The sequence below is a fragment of the Pseudomonas sp. Z2-11 genome (genome assembly GCF_054161305.1).
The window spans coordinates 1,013,080-1,031,965 of record NZ_CP096395.1 but is presented as its reverse complement, the minus strand read 5'-3'; the positions used below and the strand labels follow the sequence as shown (position 1 = coordinate 1,031,965).

Annotated in this window: 20 protein-coding genes; 10 read left to right on the top strand and 10 right to left on the bottom strand. The window is 60.6% G+C overall.

Annotated features, from left to right (window positions below; translation table 11 throughout):
* The first annotated feature begins 29 nt into the window (after nucleotides 1-29).
* Nucleotides 30-773 carry a DUF72 domain-containing protein gene (locus M1E16_RS04470; RefSeq protein WP_458129300.1) on the top strand — a complete coding sequence of 248 codons (744 nt, stop codon included), beginning with the start codon at nucleotides 30-32 and terminating at the stop codon, nucleotides 771-773.
* Between the two features lie 121 nt (nucleotides 774-894).
* On the top strand, nucleotides 895-1,599 hold the full coding sequence (locus M1E16_RS04465) for a hypothetical protein (RefSeq protein ID WP_434673575.1): 705 nt from the start codon (nucleotides 895-897) through the stop codon (nucleotides 1,597-1,599).
* Between the two features lie 184 nt (nucleotides 1,600-1,783).
* On the opposite strand, the gene M1E16_RS04460 is transcribed toward M1E16_RS04465, so the two are convergent.
* From M1E16_RS04460 to hmpA, 9 genes are all read right to left on the bottom strand, one after another.
* The gene (locus tag M1E16_RS04460) at nucleotides 1,784-2,053 is read right to left on the bottom strand and encodes a hypothetical protein (protein ID WP_458130385.1); all 270 of its coding nucleotides are present in this window, start codon (nucleotides 2,051-2,053) and stop codon (nucleotides 1,784-1,786) included.
* A 149-nt stretch (nucleotides 2,054-2,202) separates the two neighbouring features.
* Nucleotides 2,203-3,090 carry a heme o synthase gene (cyoE, locus tag M1E16_RS04455; protein ID WP_039591595.1) on the bottom strand — a complete coding sequence of 296 codons (888 nt, stop codon included), beginning with the start codon at nucleotides 3,088-3,090 and terminating at the stop codon, nucleotides 2,203-2,205.
* 11 nt (nucleotides 3,091-3,101) lie between these two features.
* Nucleotides 3,102-3,437, bottom strand: a complete 336-nt coding sequence (cyoD, locus tag M1E16_RS04450; protein WP_249876093.1) for a cytochrome o ubiquinol oxidase subunit IV — start codon at nucleotides 3,435-3,437, stop codon at nucleotides 3,102-3,104.
* Nucleotides 3,438-4,064, bottom strand: coding sequence for a cytochrome o ubiquinol oxidase subunit III (locus M1E16_RS04445; RefSeq protein ID WP_053125033.1), 627 nt, complete (start codon nucleotides 4,062-4,064; stop codon nucleotides 3,438-3,440). It abuts the gene before it with no gap.
* Between the two features lie 3 nt (nucleotides 4,065-4,067).
* The gene (gene cyoB, locus M1E16_RS04440) at nucleotides 4,068-6,098 is read right to left on the bottom strand and encodes a cytochrome o ubiquinol oxidase subunit I (protein WP_434626009.1); all 2,031 of its coding nucleotides are present in this window, start codon (nucleotides 6,096-6,098) and stop codon (nucleotides 4,068-4,070) included.
* A gap of 3 nt (nucleotides 6,099-6,101) precedes the next feature.
* Nucleotides 6,102-7,049, bottom strand: coding sequence for a ubiquinol oxidase subunit II (cyoA, locus tag M1E16_RS04435; protein WP_458129299.1), 948 nt, complete (start codon nucleotides 7,047-7,049; stop codon nucleotides 6,102-6,104).
* A gap of 332 nt (nucleotides 7,050-7,381) precedes the next feature.
* Nucleotides 7,382-7,768, bottom strand: a complete 387-nt coding sequence (locus tag M1E16_RS04430) for a hypothetical protein (protein WP_458129298.1) — start codon at nucleotides 7,766-7,768, stop codon at nucleotides 7,382-7,384.
* Between the two features lie 62 nt (nucleotides 7,769-7,830).
* On the bottom strand, nucleotides 7,831-8,340 hold the full coding sequence (locus tag M1E16_RS04425) for a disulfide bond formation protein B (protein WP_434569750.1): 510 nt from the start codon (nucleotides 8,338-8,340) through the stop codon (nucleotides 7,831-7,833).
* Nucleotides 8,341-8,644: 304 nt separating this feature from the next.
* Nucleotides 8,645-9,826: an NO-inducible flavohemoprotein gene (hmpA, locus tag M1E16_RS04420; protein WP_458129297.1), complete on the bottom strand. Its 1,182-nt coding sequence runs from the start codon at nucleotides 9,824-9,826 to the stop codon at nucleotides 8,645-8,647.
* Nucleotides 9,827-9,976: 150 nt separating this feature from the next.
* Between hmpA and norR the strand changes: the two genes are divergently transcribed.
* From norR to M1E16_RS04395, 5 genes are all read left to right on the top strand, one after another.
* The gene (norR, locus tag M1E16_RS04415) at nucleotides 9,977-11,530 is read left to right on the top strand and encodes a nitric oxide reductase transcriptional regulator NorR (protein WP_458129296.1); all 1,554 of its coding nucleotides are present in this window, start codon (nucleotides 9,977-9,979) and stop codon (nucleotides 11,528-11,530) included.
* A 278-nt stretch (nucleotides 11,531-11,808) separates the two neighbouring features.
* The gene (locus M1E16_RS04410) at nucleotides 11,809-12,711 is read left to right on the top strand and encodes a chemotaxis protein CheV (RefSeq protein WP_030139917.1); all 903 of its coding nucleotides are present in this window, start codon (nucleotides 11,809-11,811) and stop codon (nucleotides 12,709-12,711) included.
* Between the two features lie 116 nt (nucleotides 12,712-12,827).
* Nucleotides 12,828-13,154: a hypothetical protein gene (locus M1E16_RS04405; protein ID WP_458129295.1), complete on the top strand. Its 327-nt coding sequence runs from the start codon at nucleotides 12,828-12,830 to the stop codon at nucleotides 13,152-13,154.
* 78 nt (nucleotides 13,155-13,232) lie between these two features.
* A complete protein-coding gene (locus M1E16_RS04400) occupies nucleotides 13,233-13,982 on the top strand; it encodes a YkgJ family cysteine cluster protein (protein WP_458129294.1) in 750 nt (249 codons plus the stop codon).
* A 236-nt stretch (nucleotides 13,983-14,218) separates the two neighbouring features.
* Nucleotides 14,219-15,190 (top strand): 2-hydroxyacid dehydrogenase, encoded by a 972-nt coding sequence (locus M1E16_RS04395; protein ID WP_458129293.1) that lies wholly within the window; start codon nucleotides 14,219-14,221, stop codon nucleotides 15,188-15,190.
* A 174-nt stretch (nucleotides 15,191-15,364) separates the two neighbouring features.
* Here M1E16_RS04395 and M1E16_RS04390 read toward each other — a convergent pair whose 3' ends face one another.
* Nucleotides 15,365-16,264 carry a DMT family transporter gene (locus M1E16_RS04390; RefSeq protein WP_458129292.1) on the bottom strand — a complete coding sequence of 300 codons (900 nt, stop codon included), beginning with the start codon at nucleotides 16,262-16,264 and terminating at the stop codon, nucleotides 15,365-15,367.
* A gap of 135 nt (nucleotides 16,265-16,399) precedes the next feature.
* On the opposite strand from M1E16_RS04390, the gene M1E16_RS04385 reads away from it, so the two are divergent.
* From M1E16_RS04385 to M1E16_RS04375, 3 genes are all read left to right on the top strand, one after another.
* Nucleotides 16,400-17,275 (top strand): helix-turn-helix domain-containing protein, encoded by an 876-nt coding sequence (locus M1E16_RS04385; protein WP_458129291.1) that lies wholly within the window; start codon nucleotides 16,400-16,402, stop codon nucleotides 17,273-17,275.
* A 156-nt stretch (nucleotides 17,276-17,431) separates the two neighbouring features.
* Nucleotides 17,432-17,920, top strand: a complete 489-nt coding sequence (locus M1E16_RS04380; protein WP_458129290.1) for a sigma-70 family RNA polymerase sigma factor — start codon at nucleotides 17,432-17,434, stop codon at nucleotides 17,918-17,920.
* A gap of 8 nt (nucleotides 17,921-17,928) precedes the next feature.
* Nucleotides 17,929-18,876, top strand: coding sequence for a FecR domain-containing protein (locus M1E16_RS04375; protein WP_458129289.1), 948 nt, complete (start codon nucleotides 17,929-17,931; stop codon nucleotides 18,874-18,876).
* The last annotated feature ends 10 nt before the right edge of the window (nucleotides 18,877-18,886 follow it).

Here is an 18,886-nt window from a genome sequence, read left to right as displayed (position 1 = left end):
TTATAACCCTTGCAATCAGGTCCTCGCCATTGCCGACTCGACTCCTCTCCTCCTCGCCCGTGTTGGTGGGCTGCGCGGGCTGGTCATTGCCAAGGGAGCAATGGCCGTCCTTTCCCGCTGAAGGCACCCATTTGCAGCGCTACAGTGCCCGCTTCACAGCGGTGGAAATCAACAGTTCGTTCTACCGCCCGCACCGTCCCGCCACCTATGCAAAATGGGCCGAGAGTGTGCCGGCGGGCTTTCGCTTCTCAGTCAAGATGCCCAAGCAGATCACCCATGAGCGGCGCTTGCATGATTGCGAGGGGCTGGTGGATGAGTTCCTCGGGCAATGCTCGCAATTGAGGGAGAAACTTGGTTGCCTGTTGATCCAGTTGCCGCCGTCGCTGGCCTTCGATAACACCCAGGCCGAGGACTTTTTCAAAGCCTTGCGTGACCGTTATCAAGGCCACGCGGTACTCGAACCCCGGCACCCGAGCTGGCTCGCGCCACAGGCCATGGCATTGCTTGAGAAAGAGCGCATCGCCCGCGTCGCCGCCGACCCGTCGCCTGTGCCGGGCGGCGATCAACCGGCGGGCTGGGCGGGCGTGCGTTATTACCGGCTGCATGGCTCGCCGCGCATTTATTACTCCGCCTACGAAGACGCGTGGCTGCAGCGACTGACAGTCCTACTGAAGGCCGCCCCGGACACGCCGACCTGGTGCATCTTCGACAACACCGCCAGCGGCGCCGCGACGCCCGATGCGTTGCGATTGCTGGAGCTGCTGGGCGATTGAAATAGTCACCGGTGGCCGGTCCGACCGTGACAACACCGCCCGGGTCCAATAGATTAGGCGACCGAAAAAAGCCCCGTGCGTCTTCTCGCCATATCCCGCTAATAGAAGTAGTGAAATTTCAATGTCCGATTCCAATACCGCTGAATCTGTAATCTCCCTGTCGTCCAAAGCGGAATACGAAAACTCCATCAATCTTTCACAGCATCTGCCCCAGGCCAAAAGCATCAGCGAAATGGTCCTCGATGCCTTCCAGTCGAACCGCGAAAGCGACCAGATCCGCGAACTGCGCACCGCCATTCGCCAGGCTCACGATGCGTTCGACGACGACAAGGCCTACGCACTGATGGGCCAGCTCAAGCAGCTCAAGGACGCCGAAGCCGCCGATTTCGCCGCGCTGGAAGACCTCAGCAGCCGCTTCCCGATCAGCCGTATCCTTTCCAGCTACAAGGATGACCCGGCCTTCCAGGAACTGGTCTACGGCCTGGCCCTGAAGGTGCTGAACCAGACCCATCAGGCCATCAGCAACCCGAGCGGCGGCAAGGGCAAGGCCGCGCGCGCCAAGAAGGAAGCCGAGGTGTTTGTCATCAGCAAGGACGGCATCAGCGTCACCCTGCCCTTGCGCACACCACGCTCCAAGCCGAACGTCGACCGCGAGGCCTTCGAATTCCTCGGCTTCAACTTCATCGGCGAAGGCGACGAAGCCGAGCTGGAAAGCGAAACCTTCCTGGACAACGACGGCACCGAACAGCCGGTCACCCGCAAAAGCATCGTCACCGCCTTGCAGCAGCAAAAAGCCTTCGACGGCTACAGCATCGCCCAGCAGTAACCCCCGAATCCGGGCCCTTGTGGGAGCGAGCCTGCTCGCGAATGCGCCGTGTCAGTCAGCCTCAGCTCAACTGACCCACCGCTTCGCGAGCAGGCTCGCTCCCACAGGAAGGTCAACAACGCCCTGAATATTACCTATGAAAAAGCCCCGCATTTCTCTCGAAGGCGGGGCTTTTTCATAGCTATCAGCTTTTCAAACAGCGCCAAGCCGTTCGACCATGTCCGGAAACTTCTCGACCAGCTTGATCAACAAAGCCGCCTGGGCGTTTTATCTGGCGAAGGGTAATCTTGCCCTCGCGGTGAGCGGCCATCTCTTCGACGCCTTGCATCATCTCGGCAAACAGATCGCGTTTTTTCATAAAGGTACCTCGTACTTTCAACTCTGCTTCCATGGCTCGCTTGAGCGTCTTCTCTTGCTCGGAGGTCAGGTTTTCCAACTCGTCCTTGCTCGTCATAAATCGCTAACTATTAAATTGACCAGCATTGATAAGGCATTAACGGGCACTCCGCAACCTTGTGGAAGGTCGACAGCGTCCGGAATATCACCCAAGAAAAAGCCCCGCGCTTCTCTCGAAGGCGGGGCTTTTTGTGCAGCGTCTGAAGCTTAAGGCGCGTAGGTCAGCAGCAGCTCACTTGGCACTTTGAAGTCCAGGGACATCATGACGCTCAGGGCGGTGATGGTGAAGATCGAGAACACGAACAGCTTGCGTGCCCAGACCGTGTCATCCACCGCCTTGTAACCGGTCCAGGCCATGTACAGCCAGTACATGCCCATGGCGGCGGCGACGGCGAGGTAGCTCATGCCGGCGTAACCGCTGAACGTCAGCATCAAGGTCGCCACTAGGAAGGCCAGGATGTAGAGCAGGATGTGCTTCTTGGCCACCTGGATGCCCCGCTTGACCGGCAGCACCGGAATCGAAGCCGCCAGGTAGTCGTTGAAGCGGAAGATCGCGATGGCATAGGAATGCGGCATCTGCCACAGGCTGAACATCACCAGCAGCGTCAGCGCAGCCATGTCGAAGCTGTTGCTGACCGCGACATAACCGATCACCGGCGGCATCGCCCCCGACAGGCTGCCTACCAGCGTGCCGTGGACCGACTTGCGCTTGAGGTACAGGCTGTAGAGACCGACGTAGATGACAAAACCGATCACCGCGAACAACGCCGCCAACGGATTGGCCACCCAGTACAACAGCGCCACGCCGGCCACGCCCAGCACCGTGGCGAATGCCAGGGCCAGTTGCACCGGAATCAGGCCTTGGACCAGCGCCCGGTTCTTGGTGCGTTCCATCTTGATGTCGATGTCGCGGTCGATGCAGTTGTTGAACACGCAACCGGACGCCACCACCAGGGAAGTGCCGATCATCGCCGCCAGGAAGATGGCCAGATCGACATGCCCTTTCGAGGCCAGGAAAAACCCGCCCGCCACAGAAAGCACGTTACCGAAAATGATCCCCGGCTTGGTGATTTGGATAAAGTGCTTCAGTGACATCCGGACTTTCCTCAGTGCGCCATCATGTTGGAGTGGATGCTGAACATGATCCACAACGACAAGCCGACCAGCAGTACGATCACCAGCGCAGCGAAGACAAACGCAATGACGTTGTTACGCTGGGCGGCCGAGCGGTCCAGGTGCAGGAAGTACACCAGGTGGACCAATACTTGGACCACGGCGAAGATCAGAATGATCCAGAGCGTCAGGCTCTTCGGCAGCGTTGGATACATCACCAGGCCGAACGGAATGACGGTCAGGATCACCGACAGGATGAAACCGATCGCGTAGGACTTGACGCTGCCGTGGCCGGCGTCGTGGCCATCATGGGAATGAGCGTTAGCCATTTACAGGGTCCCCATCAGATAAACAACGGTGAATACGCAGATCCACACCACGTCCAGGAAGTGCCAGAACAGGCTCAGGCAGCTCAAGCGCGTCTTGTTGGTGGCGGTCAGGCCGTTTTTCTGGACCTGGTACATCATGATCGCCATCCAGATCAGACCGCTGGTCACGTGCAGACCGTGGGTGCCGACCAGGGTGAAGAACCCGGACAGGAAGCCGCTGCGGCTAGGGCCGTAGCCTTCGGCGATCAGGATGTGGAACTCGTTGATCTCCATGGCGATAAAGCCGGCGCCCAGCAGGAAGGTCATTGCCAACCAGCCCAGTACCTGGGTTTTCTTGCCCTTGAACAACGCCAGCATGGCGAAGCCGTAGGTGATCGAACTGAACAGCAGCAGCGCGGTTTCGCCCAGTACATAAGGCAGTTCGAAGATGTCGTGGCCCGACGGGCCACCGGCGACGTTGTTAACCAGCACCGCGTATACCGCGAAGATCGACGCAAACAGAATGCAGTCGGTCATCAGGTAGAGCCAGAAACCGAATACGGTCATCTCGCCCGAGTCGTGGTGATGGTCATCGTGCCCATGGTCATGACCATGGGCGTGTCCAACATTGGTCACTAAGTTCGACATGGTTTAAGCCTGTTCCAACGAGGTTTCAACACGGGTGGCGGAGGCTGGGACTTTCCCGGCCGCGACCAGACGCTTGTGCTGCTCGGCTTCGATGCGCTCGATGACATCCACCGGCACCATGTAGCCCTGATCATCACGGGCGGCATGGATGGCGAAATACACCACGGTGCCGACCAGGCTGGCGATGGCCAGCCACCAGATGTGCCAGATCATCGCGAAACCGAACACGGTCAACAGAGCCCCCATGACCACACCGGTAGCGGTGTTGTTGGGCATGTGGATCGGCGCGTACCTGGCCGGAGTCTGGTACGCGGTACCGTTTTCCTTGGCTTCGGTGAACGGGTCGATGGTTTCCGCTTTCGGCAGCACGGCAAAGTTGTAGAACGGTGGTGGCGAAGAAGTCGACCATTCCAGGGTATGGGCATTCCACGGGTCACCGTGTTCGCACATGTTTTCCGGCTTCTTGCGGTCACGCACACTGACGTACAGCTGGATCAGCTGGCAGGCGATACCGACAGCGATCATCACCGCACCGAACATGGCAACGTACAGGTACGGCACCCACTCAGGGTTGGTGGTGGCGTTCAGGCGACGGGTCATGCCCATGAAGCCCAGTGCATAAAGCGGCATGAACGCGACGAAGAAGCCCGAGATCCAGAACCAGAACGCTGCCTTGCCCCAACCTTCGTGCAGCTTGAAGCCGAACGCTTTCGGGAAGTAGAACGCAAAGCCCGCGATGTAGCCGAACACGGCGCCGCCGATGATCACGTTATGGAAGTGCGCGATCACGAACAGGCTGTTGTGCAGCACGAAGTCCGCGCCCGGGATGGCCAGCAGTACGCCGGTCATGCCGCCGATGGCGAAGGTCACCATGAAGCCCAGGGTCCACAGCACATGGCTGGTGAAACGCAGGCGGCCCTGGTAGATGGTGAACAGCCAGTTGAACAGCTTCACACCCGTCGGAATCGAGATCAGCATCGTCGCCAGGCCGAAGAAGGCGTTGACGCTGGCACCCGAACCCATGGTGAAGAAGTGGTGCAGCCAGACCATGAAGCCCAGTACCGAGATCGCGCCGGAAGCGTAGATCATCGAGTGGTGGCCAAACAGTTTCTTGCCGGAGAAGGTCGAGATGACTTCGGAGAAAATACCGAACGCCGGCAGGATAAGGATGTACACCTCAGGGTGACCCCAGGCCCAGAACAGGTTGACGTACATCATCGGATTTCCACCCAGTTCATTGGTGAAAATGTGGAAATCCATGTAGCGGTCAAGCGTCAGCAGAGCGAGTGTAGCGGTCAGGATCGGGAACGAAGCGACGATCAGCACGTTGGCCCAGGTGCAGGTCCAGGTGAAGATCGGCATGTCCATCAGCTTCATGCCAGGGGTACGCATTTTCAGCACGGTGGCCAGGAAGTTGACCCCCGTCAGCGTTGTCCCGAGCCCGGATAGCTGTAGCGCCCAGATGTAGTAATCCACCCCGACGCCCGGACTGTATTGCAGCCCCGACAGCGGCGGATAGGCAACCCAACCGGTCTTGGCGAATTCGCCGACACCCAGGGAAAGGTTGATCAGCACCACGCCGGACACCAGCAGCCAGAAGCTCAGGGAGTTCAGGAATGGATAGGCAACGTCACGCGCGCCGATCTGCAGCGGCACTGCAAGGTTCATCAGGCCGGTGAAGAATGGCATCGCCATGAAGATGATCATGATCACACCGTGGGCGGTGAAGATCTGGTCATAGTGTTCAGGCGGCAGGTAGCCGGGCGAGCCCTCGGTGGCCATGGCCAACTGGGTACGCATCATGATCGCGTCGGCAAAACCGCGCAGCAGCATGACCATGGCGACGATGATGTACATCACGCCGATCTTCTTGTGGTCGACCGAGGTCAACCATTCAGTCCACAGATAAGTCCACTTCTTGAAATAAGTGATACCCGCGAACAACGCCAGACCACCGAGCGCGATGATGGCGAGGGTCACCATGACAATCGGCTCGTGGAACGGGATCGCTTCCCAACTTAATTTACCAAACATCGTTTACTCCTCTGCCCCGGCAGCTGAATGCGAGCTCATGTCCATCCCTTCCATGTTGTGGGCCACTTCCTTGTCTTTCTTCTCGTGATGCATCGGCTTGCCCGGATTCATCCCTTCATACTTATCGATGATGGTCTGGAACAGGTTCGGCGTGACCGACGAGTAGAGTTCGACAGGGTTGTTCTGGCTCGGCTTGGAAAGGGCTTCGTATTCAGCTTTTTCAAGCTGTTTAGGTGCCTTCTTCACTTCGTTTACCCAGGCGTCGAACTCTTCCTGGGTGGTGGCGGTCGCTTTGAACTTCATGCCGGTGAAACCCGCGCCGCTGTAGTTGGCGGAGATACCTTCAAGTTCGGTGTTCTGGTTGGCGATCAGGTGCAGCTTGGTCTGCATGCCGGCCATCGCGTAGATCTGGCCGCCCAGGCCCGGGATGAAGAACGAGTTCATCACGGTGTCGGAGGTGACCTTGAAGTTGACCGGCGTGTGGGCCGGGAACACGATCTTGTTGACCGTGGCAATGCCTTGTTCCGGATAGATGAACAGCCACTTCCAGTCCATCGAGACCACTTCGATGGTGATCGGCTTGACGTCGGAATCCAGCGGACGGTACGGGTCCAGGGCGTGGGTCGACTTGTAGGTGATGTAACCCAGGGCAATGATGATCAGTACCGGAATGGTCCACACCGCGATTTCGATCTTGGTCGAGTGGGACCATTTCGGCGTGTAGGTGGCACTGGTGTTGGACGCGCGATATTTCCAGGCGAACAGGAACGTCATGACGATAACCGGCACGACGACCAGCAACATCAGCAGCGTGGCGGTGATGATCAGGTTTCGCTCATCCAGGCCGACCTGGCCCTTGGGATCGAGCAGGGTCATGTTGCAGCCTCCCAGCAGCAACGTGCCGAGCAGCGGCAACAAGCCTAGTAATCGGGGGTACCTGTTTTTACTCATCTCACGACCTCTAAAGCAGCTTGCGCAATGCAGTTGGGTTTTGATCGCCAACACTTCACCCTGCCAAGGGTTGGCATTTTCTTGGATTGAATAAGGGCTGCCCGTCGAACGTCAGACGCTGTTCGACACATCCTGGGCCAGCAGTGAGTTCTTATTCGTTGGTCAAAGGCCTGTTCAAGCCCAATTCCGTTTGGTGCGGGTAGTTGGAGGCACCGACACCTGAGGTCGCATGGGGCGCTGGCGCCCTTCGACCACTCTCGTGCTCAAGCCTGAGCCGGGTCGGAAAATCGGTGCGGGCGATTGTAGTGAGCTGCGGCGTTCGAGACCATGTCTTAACCCGAAATAATTTTTCTCCGATCCGGCAATAATCTGCCGCCGATATTGCAACGGGCCAGCATGTTATCGAAATTAATTCTCAACAAGAACCCCAAAAAACGTAAGGCTACTACGCCCGATTTAGACAGCTCGAGCAATTTCCGGCGAGCTTTGACCCGCTTTAGGCGCCCGTTTTCCGGGGCCTTGAAGGCAACCCGCTGCGCTGTTAAAAATGCCTGCTCCAGAGCGACTCCCAATTGAAAACGAAGGGTGGTCAGGCGGTTTTTTTGTTGCAGAATGAGGCGGCAATTCGGCCCCGGGACGGCTGCGAGACAGCAGATATGTGACAACATGTCGCACACTGTCGCAGGGTGATCCTGCCGCTGATCAAGACGCTGCTCCATCGACCCTGAAACGTAAAACGCCCCGGTTCCGAAGAAGAGCCGGGGCGTTTTTCCACGATACTTCAGCGCAGCGTCTTGCGATTGCGCGACACCAGCAATGGCACCAGCACGACGGTGAGGACGAACGCCACCAGTGCCCATTGCGCCAGCGACAGGCCGAGGATCGGCGGGTACGGGGTGGAACAGAAACCATCGACCTGGAAGCCCAGCGGGAAGATCTTCGCCAGCGGCAGGCTATCGACAATCGGCTGCAACACATCCACACCGCAACTGACCGCGGGGAAAAACTGGGTGTACACATGGTGCCCTGCCACACCCGCCCCCGCCAGCGCGCAAAGCACGACAAGGCCTTCGAAGACCGTCAGGCTGCGGCGCGTGCGCATGGCCGCGCCGATGAAGGCGAAGATGGCGATCAGCAACAACGCATAGCGCTGCAGGATGCACAGCGGGCATGGCGCTTCACCAAGCACTACCTGCATATATAAAGCACCGCCGATCAGTCCCAGGCAGATCAACCCCAGCAGCACCAGATAGCGCCGCTCACGGCCCAGCCGCAGCATTTCCTCACTCATTGCTTTTCCCTTTGATAGGCATGGATCGACGCGCGGCCTTGCGGCGACCGGCGCGCTTTCGGATGGCCGAAGTCTACACGCAGATCGTGAACGAGCGCAGTCGGCAATATGGAGGGAATAAACAGGAAAGAGGTTAAGCGGGGATTAATTTCAGGACAGCGCCGGTCATGCCGCCGCTTTCGCGAGCAGGCTCGCTCCCACAGGTCACGCGTCGTGCATGCGTGTTCCGGATAATGCAGATCCTCTGTGGGAGCGAGCCTGCTCGCGAAGAAGGCAACCCGGTCACCCGGATTGCCCCTGGCATTTATTCCAAAGCAGCCGCCGGCCCGAAGAACTCATAGCGGCTTTGTCCCGGCGGTACGCCCAAGGCCTTGAGATGACGCTTGATGGCCGCCATGAAGCCCTTAGGCCCAAGGAAGTACGCGTCCAGGTCTCGCTGCTCGGGCAACCACTGCGCCAGTTGCTCTTCACTCAACAGCCCTACCTTGTCAGCCGCCGGCCCTGCGCCGTCGTGCTCGTCATAACAGTAGAAACGCTTGAGTTGCGGGTGCCGCTTGGCCAGGTCGTCGATCCACTCGCGAAAGGCATGGACTTGGCTATTGCGCGCGCAGTGAATGAAATGCACCGGGCGCTCGGTTTGCAGCGCCGCTTGCAACATCGCCAGGGTCGGAGTGATGCCGACGCCGCCACTGATCAGCACCAGCGGCTTGTCGCTGGCGGTGAGGTAAAAATCTCCCGACGGCGGAAACAGCTGGATGCTATTGCCGACCTGGAAATGGTCGTGCAGGTAATTGGACACCCGTCCGCCCGCCTCGCGCTTGACGCTGATGCGGTACTGGCCATTGTTCGCCAAGGCCGACAATGAATAGTTGCGGCGCACTTCTTCACCGTCCAGCACCAGCTTCATACCGATGTACTGGCCGGGCTCGGCTTGCAGGATAGGCCCCTTGTCCACCGGTTCGAAGTAGAACGAAGTGATTTCCGCGCTTTCCTGCACCTTGGCCTTCAGGATGAACTCACGTTCACCGCGCCAGCCGCCGGGTGCCGCGGCTTTGCGGTCATACAAGCTGGTTTCGGCGCCGATCAGGATATCGGCCAACTGGTTATAGGCCGCGCCCCACGCCGAAATCACTTCAGGTGTAGCGATCTCTTCGCCCAGTACCTCGGCGATTGCCCGCAGCAAGCAGGAGCCGACGATCGGGTAATGCTGTGGCTGGATCTGCAAGGCCACGTGCTTGTTGACGATCTTCGCCACCAGATCGCCCAACTGGTCGAGCTGATCGATGTGCCGCGCATACATCAATACACCGTTGGCCAGCGCACGCGGCTGGTCGCCGCTGGCCTGGTGAGCCTGGTTGAACAGCGGGCGCACTTGCGGGTATTCGGACAGCATCATGCGGTAGAAGTGAGTGATCAGCGCTTCCCCACCGCTTTCAAGCAAGGGGACAGTGGACCGGATGATGGCGCGTTGTTCTCGACTCAGCATAGGTGACTCCTCGCGTGGTACAAATAACAGTTACCTATGCCTATCAGTTTTCATGCCACAAATTTTGGCCTTGTATTTCAGGCAGTTGAAGACGATGTAGTCATATCGACAAGGCAGCGTTTATAGTCCATATGACTAGATGGAGTCATTATGACCGCAACTTCCTTGCTGACCTCGCTATTGCCGCTAGTGGCCGACCTGTCCCGCGAACTGCCTGAAGGCGAGCGCTATCGGCGCCTGCTCGGAGCCCTGCGCAGCCTGTTGCCTTGCGACGCCGCCGCACTGTTGCGCCTGGACGGCGACTGCCTCGTCCCGCTGGCCGTGGATGGCTTGAGCACCGACACCCTGGGCCGGCGATTCCGGGTCAGTGAGCATCCGCGTTTCGAAGCTTTGCTGGCCAATCCGCAGCCCACTCGCTTCGCCACCGACAGTGACCTGCCCGATCCGTACGATGGATTGGTGGAAGGGCTGGATGAACATCTGGAGGTTCACGATTGCATGGGTTGCCCGCTGTTTGTCGATGAGCAGCCCTGGGGCTTGCTGACCCTGGACTCGCTGGACCCGGAACGCTTCGAACCTATTGACTTGAGCGCCCTGCAAGCCTTCGCCAGTCTCGCCGCAGCCACCGTCAGCGCCGCCGAACGCATCGAGCGCCTGGCGTTGAGGGCCGAGGACGAGCATCGCCGCGCCGAGGTTTACCGTCAGGCCAGCGGCCAGCAGCAGCGCGACATGGTCGGCCAGAGCAAGCCCCATAAACGCCTGGTGGAAGAGATCAAGCTGGTCGGGGGCAGTGACCTGACGGTACTGATCAATGGCGAAACCGGCGTCGGCAAGGAATTGGTCGCCCAGGCCATTCATGCCGCCTCCCACCGTGCCGACCAGCCGCTGATCAGCCTCAATTGCGCGGCGCTGCCTGACACGCTGGTGGAAAGTGAACTCTTCGGCCATGTTCGAGGCGCATTCACCGGTGCCACCCAGGACCGGCGCGGCAAATTCGAGCTGGCGGATGGCGGCACGCTGTTCCTCGACGAGGTAGGCGAACTGTCCCTGACCGTCCAGGCCAAATTGCTTCGCGTATTGCAAAGCGGCCAGCTGCAACGCCTGGGCTCGGACAAGGAGCACCGCGTCGATGTACGCCTGATTGCGGCGACCAACCGCGACCTCGCCGAGGAAGTGCGCAATGGCCGTTATCGGGCCGACTTCTACCACCGGTTGAGTGTCTACCCGCTGCAAGTGCCCGCGCTGCGTGATCGCGGGCGCGATGTGCTGCTGCTCGCCGGCTTCTTCCTGGAACAGAACCGCTCGCGCATGGGCCTTGGCAGCCTGCGCCTGACCAGCGACGCCCAGGCTGCGTTGCTGGCCTACGATTGGCCGGGCAACGTGCGCGAACTGGAACACCTGATCGGTCGCAGCGCGTTGAAGGCATTGGGCAAGCATCCGGTTCGGCCGAAGATTCTCAGCTTGAGCGCCGATGATCTGGATCTGCCTCACGTACTCCCGGAAAATGCTCCGAACAACAGCCTCGTGCCAGCCTCCACGGTGAAGGTTTCCGGTGACTTGCGCCAGGCCACGGAAAATTATCAACGGCAAATGATCAGCGCTTGCCTGGAACGCCATCAGCACAACTGGGCCAGCGCTGCCCGGGAACTGGGCCTGGATCGGGCCAACCTGGGGCGGATGGCCAGGCGGCTGGGCCTCAAATAGTTTGCCGAGGGGACTTTTGTGGCGAGGGAGCTTGCTCCCGCTGGGTTGCGAAGCGGCCCTCACCTGCAGCGCGGTTTCGAATTTTGCGACCGCTGCGCGGCCGAGCGGGAGCAAGCTCCCTCGCCACAAAAGCAGCGTTATGTGGACAGTGCTGCAGTGATCCTGGCCATTGACAGTTTTTCGCCCTAAAGCCTGCCCCCGACAAGTCGATAACCCGTTATCAAAAGCTGTCTTGGCGATCTTCATGCTCGCCCCACCTTTTTCCACAGAAGGTTTTTATGTCTTCCAACAAAGCCCGCGCAGATTCCCTTTCGCTTCTGCTGTTTACCTTGCGCAGCGGCAAGCTGATGGCAATCAACCTGCTCAAGGTCAGCGAAATCATTCCCTGCCCGCCGCTGACCAAACTGCCGGAGTCGCACCCACACGTAAAAGGCATCGCCACGTTGCGCGGAACGTCGTTGTCGGTGATCGACCTCAGCCGCGCCATTGGCGAGCGGCCGCTGGAAGACCCGGACGGCGGGTGCCTGATCGTCACCGACGTCAGTCGCTCCAAGCAGGGCCTGCACGTGCAGGCGGTGAGCAAGATCGTGCATTGCCTGACTACCGACATCAAGCCGCCGCCCTACGGCTCCGGCGGTGTGCGTGCGTTCATCACTGGCGTGACCTCGGTGGACGGCACGCTGGTGCAGGTGCTGGACATCGAAAAAGTCATCCATGGCATCGCCCCGGCGCAGATCGAGACGGCGCCCACCGAACTGAGCATGGAAGACGCCGAAGTCCTCGGCAACGCCCGAATCCTGGTGGTCGATGACAGCCAGGTGGCGCTCCAGCAATCGGTGCATACCCTGCGCAATCTGGGCCTGCAATGCCACACCGCCCGCAGCGCCAAGGAAGCCATCGACTGCCTGCTTGAGCTGCAAGGCACGGCGCAGGAGATCAACCTGATCGTTTCCGACATCGAAATGTCCGAGATGGACGGTTACGCCCTCACCCGGACCCTGCGCGAAACACCCGACTTCGCTCACCTCTACGTGTTGTTGCACACCTCGCTCGACAGCGCGATGAACAGTGAGAAAGCGCGGCTGGCGGGCGCCAACGGGGTCCTGACCAAATTCTCCTCGCCGGAACTGACCAAATGCCTGATCACGGCGGCCAAGGCCGTCGCCGAACAAGGTCGCTGAACCCGCCCGCGTTCCGATGGTGCGCCGAATGCACGAGGCTGCGAGTTCGCGGCCTCGATACCGTCCCAACCTCAGGCATACTCCTGCGCTGGCCTCCCAGAACAAGGATCTTGCCGATGAAAGTACCCTGCCTGATTTTCTTCGCCCTCAGCGCCCTGGCTGCACAGGCCCATGCCTCCAGCTCCGATGCTTGGGCTGCCTATGACAAGAAGGTCCTCGCCAGTTGCATCAAGGCCAGCGGTTTGAAAAATGCCGAACCGGTCGGCGGCCCCGCGCAATTCGATGACCGGGTGGGCTACACCGCGCTGTTGCTGCAAGGCCAATACCCGCAGAAGCACATGCAAGGCGCGACCGGCACCGAGCTGTGCCTCTACCGCAAGAAAACCAAGAGCGCTTTCGTGACCGAATGGGACTCGATCCGCCCGACCGAAACCCCCGGATGAGTGGCGCATAAATTGCTTCGCATGGCTTATCACGGCGTTTTTCTGTCGCCGCTTTAGCCAATTGCCTTCGGTCAATCAATGAACACAACGTTTTCTTGCGTAGGGTGCGGTAAATGCTGCACGGGCCATCACGTTCCCCTGACGCTCGATGAAGCCAGGATGTGGGCGAATGATGGCGGCCAGGTGATTGTCCTGGTCGAAGCCTTCCTGCCCAATGGCCTCGGCCTGCCGGTGGCGCAACGCGAGCACGCCGAACGACGCTCGGCGGTAGTGCGCAGCGGTACCAGCGAGGCCCGCGTGGCGATCACCTTCGCTGCCTATAATCCCGGTCCTTGCCATAATCTGGACGCGGACAACCTGTGCCGCATCTATGAGCGTCGCCCCTTGGTGTGCCGCATCTATCCCATGGAAATCAACCCGCACATTCCACTCAATACCGCCGCCAAGGATTGCCCGCCGGAGTCGTGGGAAACGGGGCCGCAACTGATCGTCGGCGGTCAATTGGTGGATCAGGAACTGGCCCGATTGATCGAGCGCTCCCGCCAGGCCGACCGTGAAGAGATCGCGATCAAGGAACGCATCTGCGTGTCCCTGGGCATCCACACCACCGCGCTGAAGGGCGACGGATTTACCGCGTACCTGCCGAACATGGCGGCGTTTGCTGCCGCCATCGATCAGGCTCGCGCGCAGACGCTGGACCAAGCGGCGGGTGAATGGCAGTTCCACTTGTCTGGTGATGACGTTGCTCGCCAGGTCACCGACAGCGGCGCAAGTGTCGTCACGGAGGAGCCGGTCAACTACGCGTTTATTTCGCTGCGGGCCGCCTGACTGTGTAGAAAGGCCCCTGTGGAAGAAAGGTCCCTGTGGGAGCGAGCCTGCTCGCGATGGCGATTTATCTGCCGGCCTATCCGGTGACTGACACACCGCGATCGCGAGCAGGCTCGCTCCCACATAAGCTCACTCCCAAAAGGAAAAGTGTGGCGCTGGGATGCACCGTCCCTCTCGCCTAACCCGCGCCAGGAATGTTAGCGTGCTTGGTATTCTCCGCAGATGAGCCTTGCACGATGAAAAAAACCGTACTCGCCTTCAGCCGTATCACGCCCCCCATGATCGAGCGCCTGCGCCAGGACTTCGACGTGATCGTGCCCAACCCGTCGAACGGCGACATCAATGCGCAGTTCAACGAAGCCTTGCCCCATGTCCACGGGCTGATTGGCGTTGGCCGCAAGCTCGGCCGCGAGCAACTGCAGCACGCCACGAAGCTGCAAGTGGTCTCCAGCGTGTCGGTGGGCTATGACAATTACGACCTGGCGTACTTCAATGAACGCGGGATCATGCTCACCAACACTCCCGACGTGCTCACCGAAAGCACCGCCGACCTGGCGTTCGCCCTGGTGATGAGCAGTGCCCGGCGCGTCGCCGAACTGGACGCCTGGACAAAGGCCGGAGAGTGGCAGGCGTCTGTCGGGCCACAGCTGTTCGGCAGCGATGTACATGGCAAGACCCTGGGCATCGTCGGCATGGGCAATATCGGCGCGGCTGTTGCCCGACGTGGTCGGCTGGGGTTCAACATGCCAATCCTCTACAGCGGCAACAGTCGCAAGCCCGAGCTGGAAAACCAGTTGGGCGCGCAGTTTCGCGAACTGGACCAGTTGCTGGCCGAAGCGGACTTCGTCTGCCTGGTGGTGCCGTTGAGCGAGAAGACCCGCCACCTGATCGGCCAGCGCGAGCTGTCCCTGATGAAACCGAGCGCCATCCTGGTGAACATTTCCCGCGGTCCGGTGGTGGATGAGCCGGCGTTGATCGAAGCCTTGCAGAACAACCGCATCCGCGGCGCCGGGCTGGATGTCTACGAAAAGGAACCGCTGGCCGAGTCGCCGCTGTTCCAGTTGAAAAATGCCGTCACCTTGCCGCATATCGGTTCGGCTACCCATGAAACCCGTGAGGCCATGGCCAATCTGGCCGTGGAAAACCTGCGCAGCGCCTTGCTGGGCGAACGACCGAAAAACCTGGTCAACCCGCAAGTCTGGAAATAGCCCTCCGATACAACGAGGAACACACCGTGGCGAGGGAGCTTGCTCCCGCTGGGCTGCACAGCAGCCCCTTGCGGTTTATCTGATACAGCGCGGTGGCAGATACGCCTTGGGGTTGCTTCGCAACCCAGCGGGAGCAAGCTCCCTCGCCACGGGATTCATAGCGGACGTTGTGGCTTAACGAGCCAGCGCGACTTCCGCGGCCACGGGTCGCGGCTTGCGAAACACCAACACGTTGCCCAGCATCACCAGCACCAGTCCGACCAGCGCCGGTGCCGTCCACTGATAACCCTCGACAACAGCCGAGACATTCAAGGCCACCACCGGGAACAGCACGGTGCAATACGCCGCCCGCTCCGGCCCCATGCGCCCTACCAGCGTCAGGTATGCAGTAAAGCCGATAACCGAACCCGGGATCACCAGGTACAACAGCGAGCCTACGTAGCGCGTATTCCATTCCATCTCGAACGGAATGCCCTGGAACAAGCACCACACCGACAGCATCGCGGCCCCGTAGGCCATGCCCCAGGCGTTGGTGGTCAACGGCTTGAGGCCGGCCTTCTGTTGCAGGCTCGACAGCATGTTGCCCGCCGAGAAACACAAGGTGCCCAACAGCGCCAGCGCCAACCCGAGCAGCGTTTGCGGACTTGCACTGTGCCCGGCCAGCTCCGGCCAGAACAACAACGCCAGCCCGAGCAGCCCAAGGGCACCGCCGAGCAAGACGTTGCGGGCGATCCGCTGACCGAAGAACACCCGCGCATTCGCGGCGTTCCAGAGCGTCGCGGTGGAAAACACCACGGCGATCAGGCCGCTGGGAATCCATTGGCTGGCGGTCAGGAAACACATGAAGTTGATGCAGAACAGGCACAGGCCCTGGGCGACGCAGATCAAATGACCGCGCCGGTTCATGACCTGCAGGCGGCGGCTGAGCAGGAGCATCACGAACAGGATCAGCGCGGCGAGGCCGAAGCGATAGACAATCGACACGGGAATGGCGACGACGCCCAACTGCAATTTCAGGGCGATCCAGGTGGTCCCCCAGATGAGCACGGTAAGCAGGTACAACGAAAGGTTCATGGCGACGACTCCTGGCAATGACGGCCAGTCTCACGCCGATACCTGCCCGACGCTTGCGTAAACTTGCGGTTTTTATCAGGGACAGGCTGGCATGGGCGCCTCGAGGGAGTAGGATTCGAGCTGGAGAAACCGATCATGACCAGTCTGCAAACCCTGCAAGTCTTCCAAGCCCTCAACAGCTCGCCCAATGCTCGCCTGGAGCACAGCGCCGAGCTCGGTGACGGCATGGCGGCGGCTTTGTGGAGCAACCATCACGACGCCCGTGACTACGAGGCGCCAACCCACCATACGCTGTCGTGCTACATCGCCGGCGGCACCGGCACTTTTCGCCGCGAGCGTCCCGACACCACGGGGGCGCCCGGCAAACTCTGCGTGTTGCCGGCCGGACATGAATCGGCCTGGGTCATCAACGGCGACATTCGCCTCGCCCACCTGTATTTCAGCCCCGAGCAATTCGCCCTGGGTTGCGTCACGCTGCTGGATCGCGAACCGCGGCAAGTGCAATTGCACGAGGCAACCTTTCTCGATGACCCGCGGCAGGCACAGCGCTTTCGACAGTTGATCGAGCTGGACTGGGCCGAGCCGGGTGAACGCCTGCTCGGTACCAGCCTGGCCCATGAGCTGCTCAGCCATCTGCTGCTCAATCAGGTTGGCCAGCGCCAGGGCCTGCGCCTGAAGGGTGGGTTGGCCGCGCACCAGCGACGCTTGCTGGTGGATTACATCGACGCTCAATTGGCCGAAGCCATCAGCCTTGGTCAACTCGCCGCGCTGTGTGCCCTCTCCGAATACCATTTCGCCCGGATGTTCCGCGAAACCTTCGGCCTGCCACCGCACCAGTACGTCCTGGCGCGGCGTCTCACCCGGGCGCGGCACTTACTGCGCCATACCCTACAACCGTTGGGCGAGGTAGCTCTGGCCTGCGGATTTGCCAGCGCCAGCCATTTCACCAACCGTTTTCGCCAAGCCTTGGGGGCAACCCCCGGGGAGTATCGGCAGGCGTTTTTGCGCTAGCGCATCCATGTGCGAACGAACCAGCTCACGAAAGCCCGATCCGATCCATAGCCGAAACGAAACACTCATCCCGATTGCCGTTTCCCTCTGCGCGCCTCTACAATGCGAACAATTCTTGTTCTCTAGCACAGCTTACCGCTGTCGGGATGTTCCTCGTTGCCGCCTGCACACACCGTCGAAGTGCTCTACAACGCCCACCACAGTTGGCTCAACGGCTGGTTGCGAAGAAAACTCGGGTGTCCCGACAGTGCCGCCGATCTGGCCCATGACACGTTCATGCGCGTGCTGACCGCGCGCGATCCGCAGCCGGTCCTGGAGCCCCGTGCATTTCTCACCACCATCGCCAAGCGCGTACTGTTCAACCATTACCGACGCCAGGACCTGGAACGCGCCTACCTCGACACCCTCGCCCAGATGCCGGAGCAAGTGGCGCCGTCGGAAGAGGAGCGAGCGATCATCCTGCAGACCCTGCTGGAGCTGGACCAACTGCTCGATGGACTGCCACGTGCGGTCAAAAAGGCGTTCCTGCTGGCGCAGATCGATGGCCTGACCTACAACGAAATCGCCCGTGAACTGGGTATTTCCCTGGCGACGGTCAAGCGCCACCTGAACAAGGCAGCGATGCGCTGCTACTTCGCCCTGTGAACCCGCCGATGCCCAGCGCGCCGAACGTCAGCGCGCAAGTCGCCGAGCAGGCGGTGCATTGGCTGCTGGAAATGCAGCAAGGACCACTCGATGCGCGCCAGCAGCAAGCCTGGGAACAGTGGCTCAATGCACACAGCGAACATCGCCGCGCCTGGGAGCATATCCAGCGGGTCAATCAGCGGCTGCGCAACGTGTCTTCTCCGTTGGCCCATGCGACGCTCAACACACCGAAGTCGGCAACGCGGCGCCGGGCCCTCAAGATGCTGTTGCTGCTGGGTGCCGGCTCGGCCGCGACCTGGGGCCTGCGTGAACGCCAGTTGTTGCCGCCATTGCTCGCCGATTACCGCAGCCCGGTGGGCGAGCGGCGTCGCCTGGCGCTGGATGACGGCAGCCAGTTGCAGCTCAACAGCGGCAGCGCGGTCGATATTCGCTTCGACGCTCAGCGCCGCCTGATCCGCCTGCTGGAAGGCGAACTGCTGTTGACCGCAGCCCAGGACCCACGCCCCCTGCAGGTGCTGACCGCCCATGGCCTGCTGGAAAGCCACGACGCCCGCTTCAATGTGCGTGAGTATGCAGACCACACCCAGGTCGCAGTGTTTGCCGGCCAGGTGGACATTCGCGGCAGGCACGGCCCGGCTTTTCTGCTGGGGGCTTCCCGACAAGCGTCCCTTCGCATCAACGGTACCGGTGTCGCCACGGCGCTGGACGCCAACAGCGGTGCCTGGACGGAGGGCATGCTGGTCGCCGCGCACATGCGCCTGGCGGATTTCCTTGAGGAACTGGGCCGCTACCGACGCGGCCAGCTGCACTGCGACGAGGCAGTCGCCAACCTTCTGGTCTCCGGAACTTATCCGCTGGACAACGGCGAGCGAATCCTTGATCTGCTGGAAATCAGCCTGCCGGTAAAAGTGCGGCGTTTCACCCGCTATTGGGTCACGGTCGAAGCTCGCGCTTGAGCCCATGGCG

Excerpts from the sequence above, each read along its gene's own strand:
- M1E16_RS04465 (WP_434673575.1), top strand. The coding sequence starts at position 895 with ATGTCCGATTCCAATACCGCTGAATCTGTAATCTCCCTGTCGTCCAAA.
- M1E16_RS04460 (WP_458130385.1), bottom strand. The coding sequence starts at position 2,053 with ATGACGAGCAAGGACGAGTTGGAAAACCTGACCTCCGAGCAAGAGAAG.
- cyoE (WP_039591595.1), bottom strand. The coding sequence starts at position 3,090 with ATGTCACTGAAGCACTTTATCCAAATCACCAAGCCGGGGATCATTTTC.
- cyoD (WP_249876093.1), bottom strand. The coding sequence starts at position 3,437 with ATGGCTAACGCTCATTCCCATGATGGCCACGACGCCGGCCACGGCAGC.
- M1E16_RS04445 (WP_053125033.1), bottom strand. The coding sequence starts at position 4,064 with ATGTCGAACTTAGTGACCAATGTTGGACACGCCCATGGTCATGACCAT.
- cyoB (WP_434626009.1), bottom strand. The coding sequence starts at position 6,098 with ATGTTTGGTAAATTAAGTTGGGAAGCGATCCCGTTCCACGAGCCGATT.
- cyoA (WP_458129299.1), bottom strand. The coding sequence starts at position 7,049 with ATGAGTAAAAACAGGTACCCCCGATTACTAGGCTTGTTGCCGCTGCTC.
- M1E16_RS04430 (WP_458129298.1), bottom strand. The coding sequence starts at position 7,768 with ATGGAGCAGCGTCTTGATCAGCGGCAGGATCACCCTGCGACAGTGTGC.
- M1E16_RS04425 (WP_434569750.1), bottom strand. The coding sequence starts at position 8,340 with ATGAGTGAGGAAATGCTGCGGCTGGGCCGTGAGCGGCGCTATCTGGTG.
- hmpA (WP_458129297.1), bottom strand. The coding sequence starts at position 9,826 with ATGCTGAGTCGAGAACAACGCGCCATCATCCGGTCCACTGTCCCCTTG.
- norR (WP_458129296.1), top strand. The coding sequence starts at position 9,977 with ATGACCGCAACTTCCTTGCTGACCTCGCTATTGCCGCTAGTGGCCGAC.
- M1E16_RS04410 (WP_030139917.1), top strand. The coding sequence starts at position 11,809 with ATGTCTTCCAACAAAGCCCGCGCAGATTCCCTTTCGCTTCTGCTGTTT.
- M1E16_RS04405 (WP_458129295.1), top strand. The coding sequence starts at position 12,828 with ATGAAAGTACCCTGCCTGATTTTCTTCGCCCTCAGCGCCCTGGCTGCA.
- M1E16_RS04400 (WP_458129294.1), top strand. The coding sequence starts at position 13,233 with ATGAACACAACGTTTTCTTGCGTAGGGTGCGGTAAATGCTGCACGGGC.
- M1E16_RS04395 (WP_458129293.1), top strand. The coding sequence starts at position 14,219 with ATGAAAAAAACCGTACTCGCCTTCAGCCGTATCACGCCCCCCATGATC.
- M1E16_RS04390 (WP_458129292.1), bottom strand. The coding sequence starts at position 16,264 with ATGAACCTTTCGTTGTACCTGCTTACCGTGCTCATCTGGGGGACCACC.
- M1E16_RS04385 (WP_458129291.1), top strand. The coding sequence starts at position 16,400 with ATGACCAGTCTGCAAACCCTGCAAGTCTTCCAAGCCCTCAACAGCTCG.
- M1E16_RS04375 (WP_458129289.1), top strand. The coding sequence starts at position 17,929 with ATGCCCAGCGCGCCGAACGTCAGCGCGCAAGTCGCCGAGCAGGCGGTG.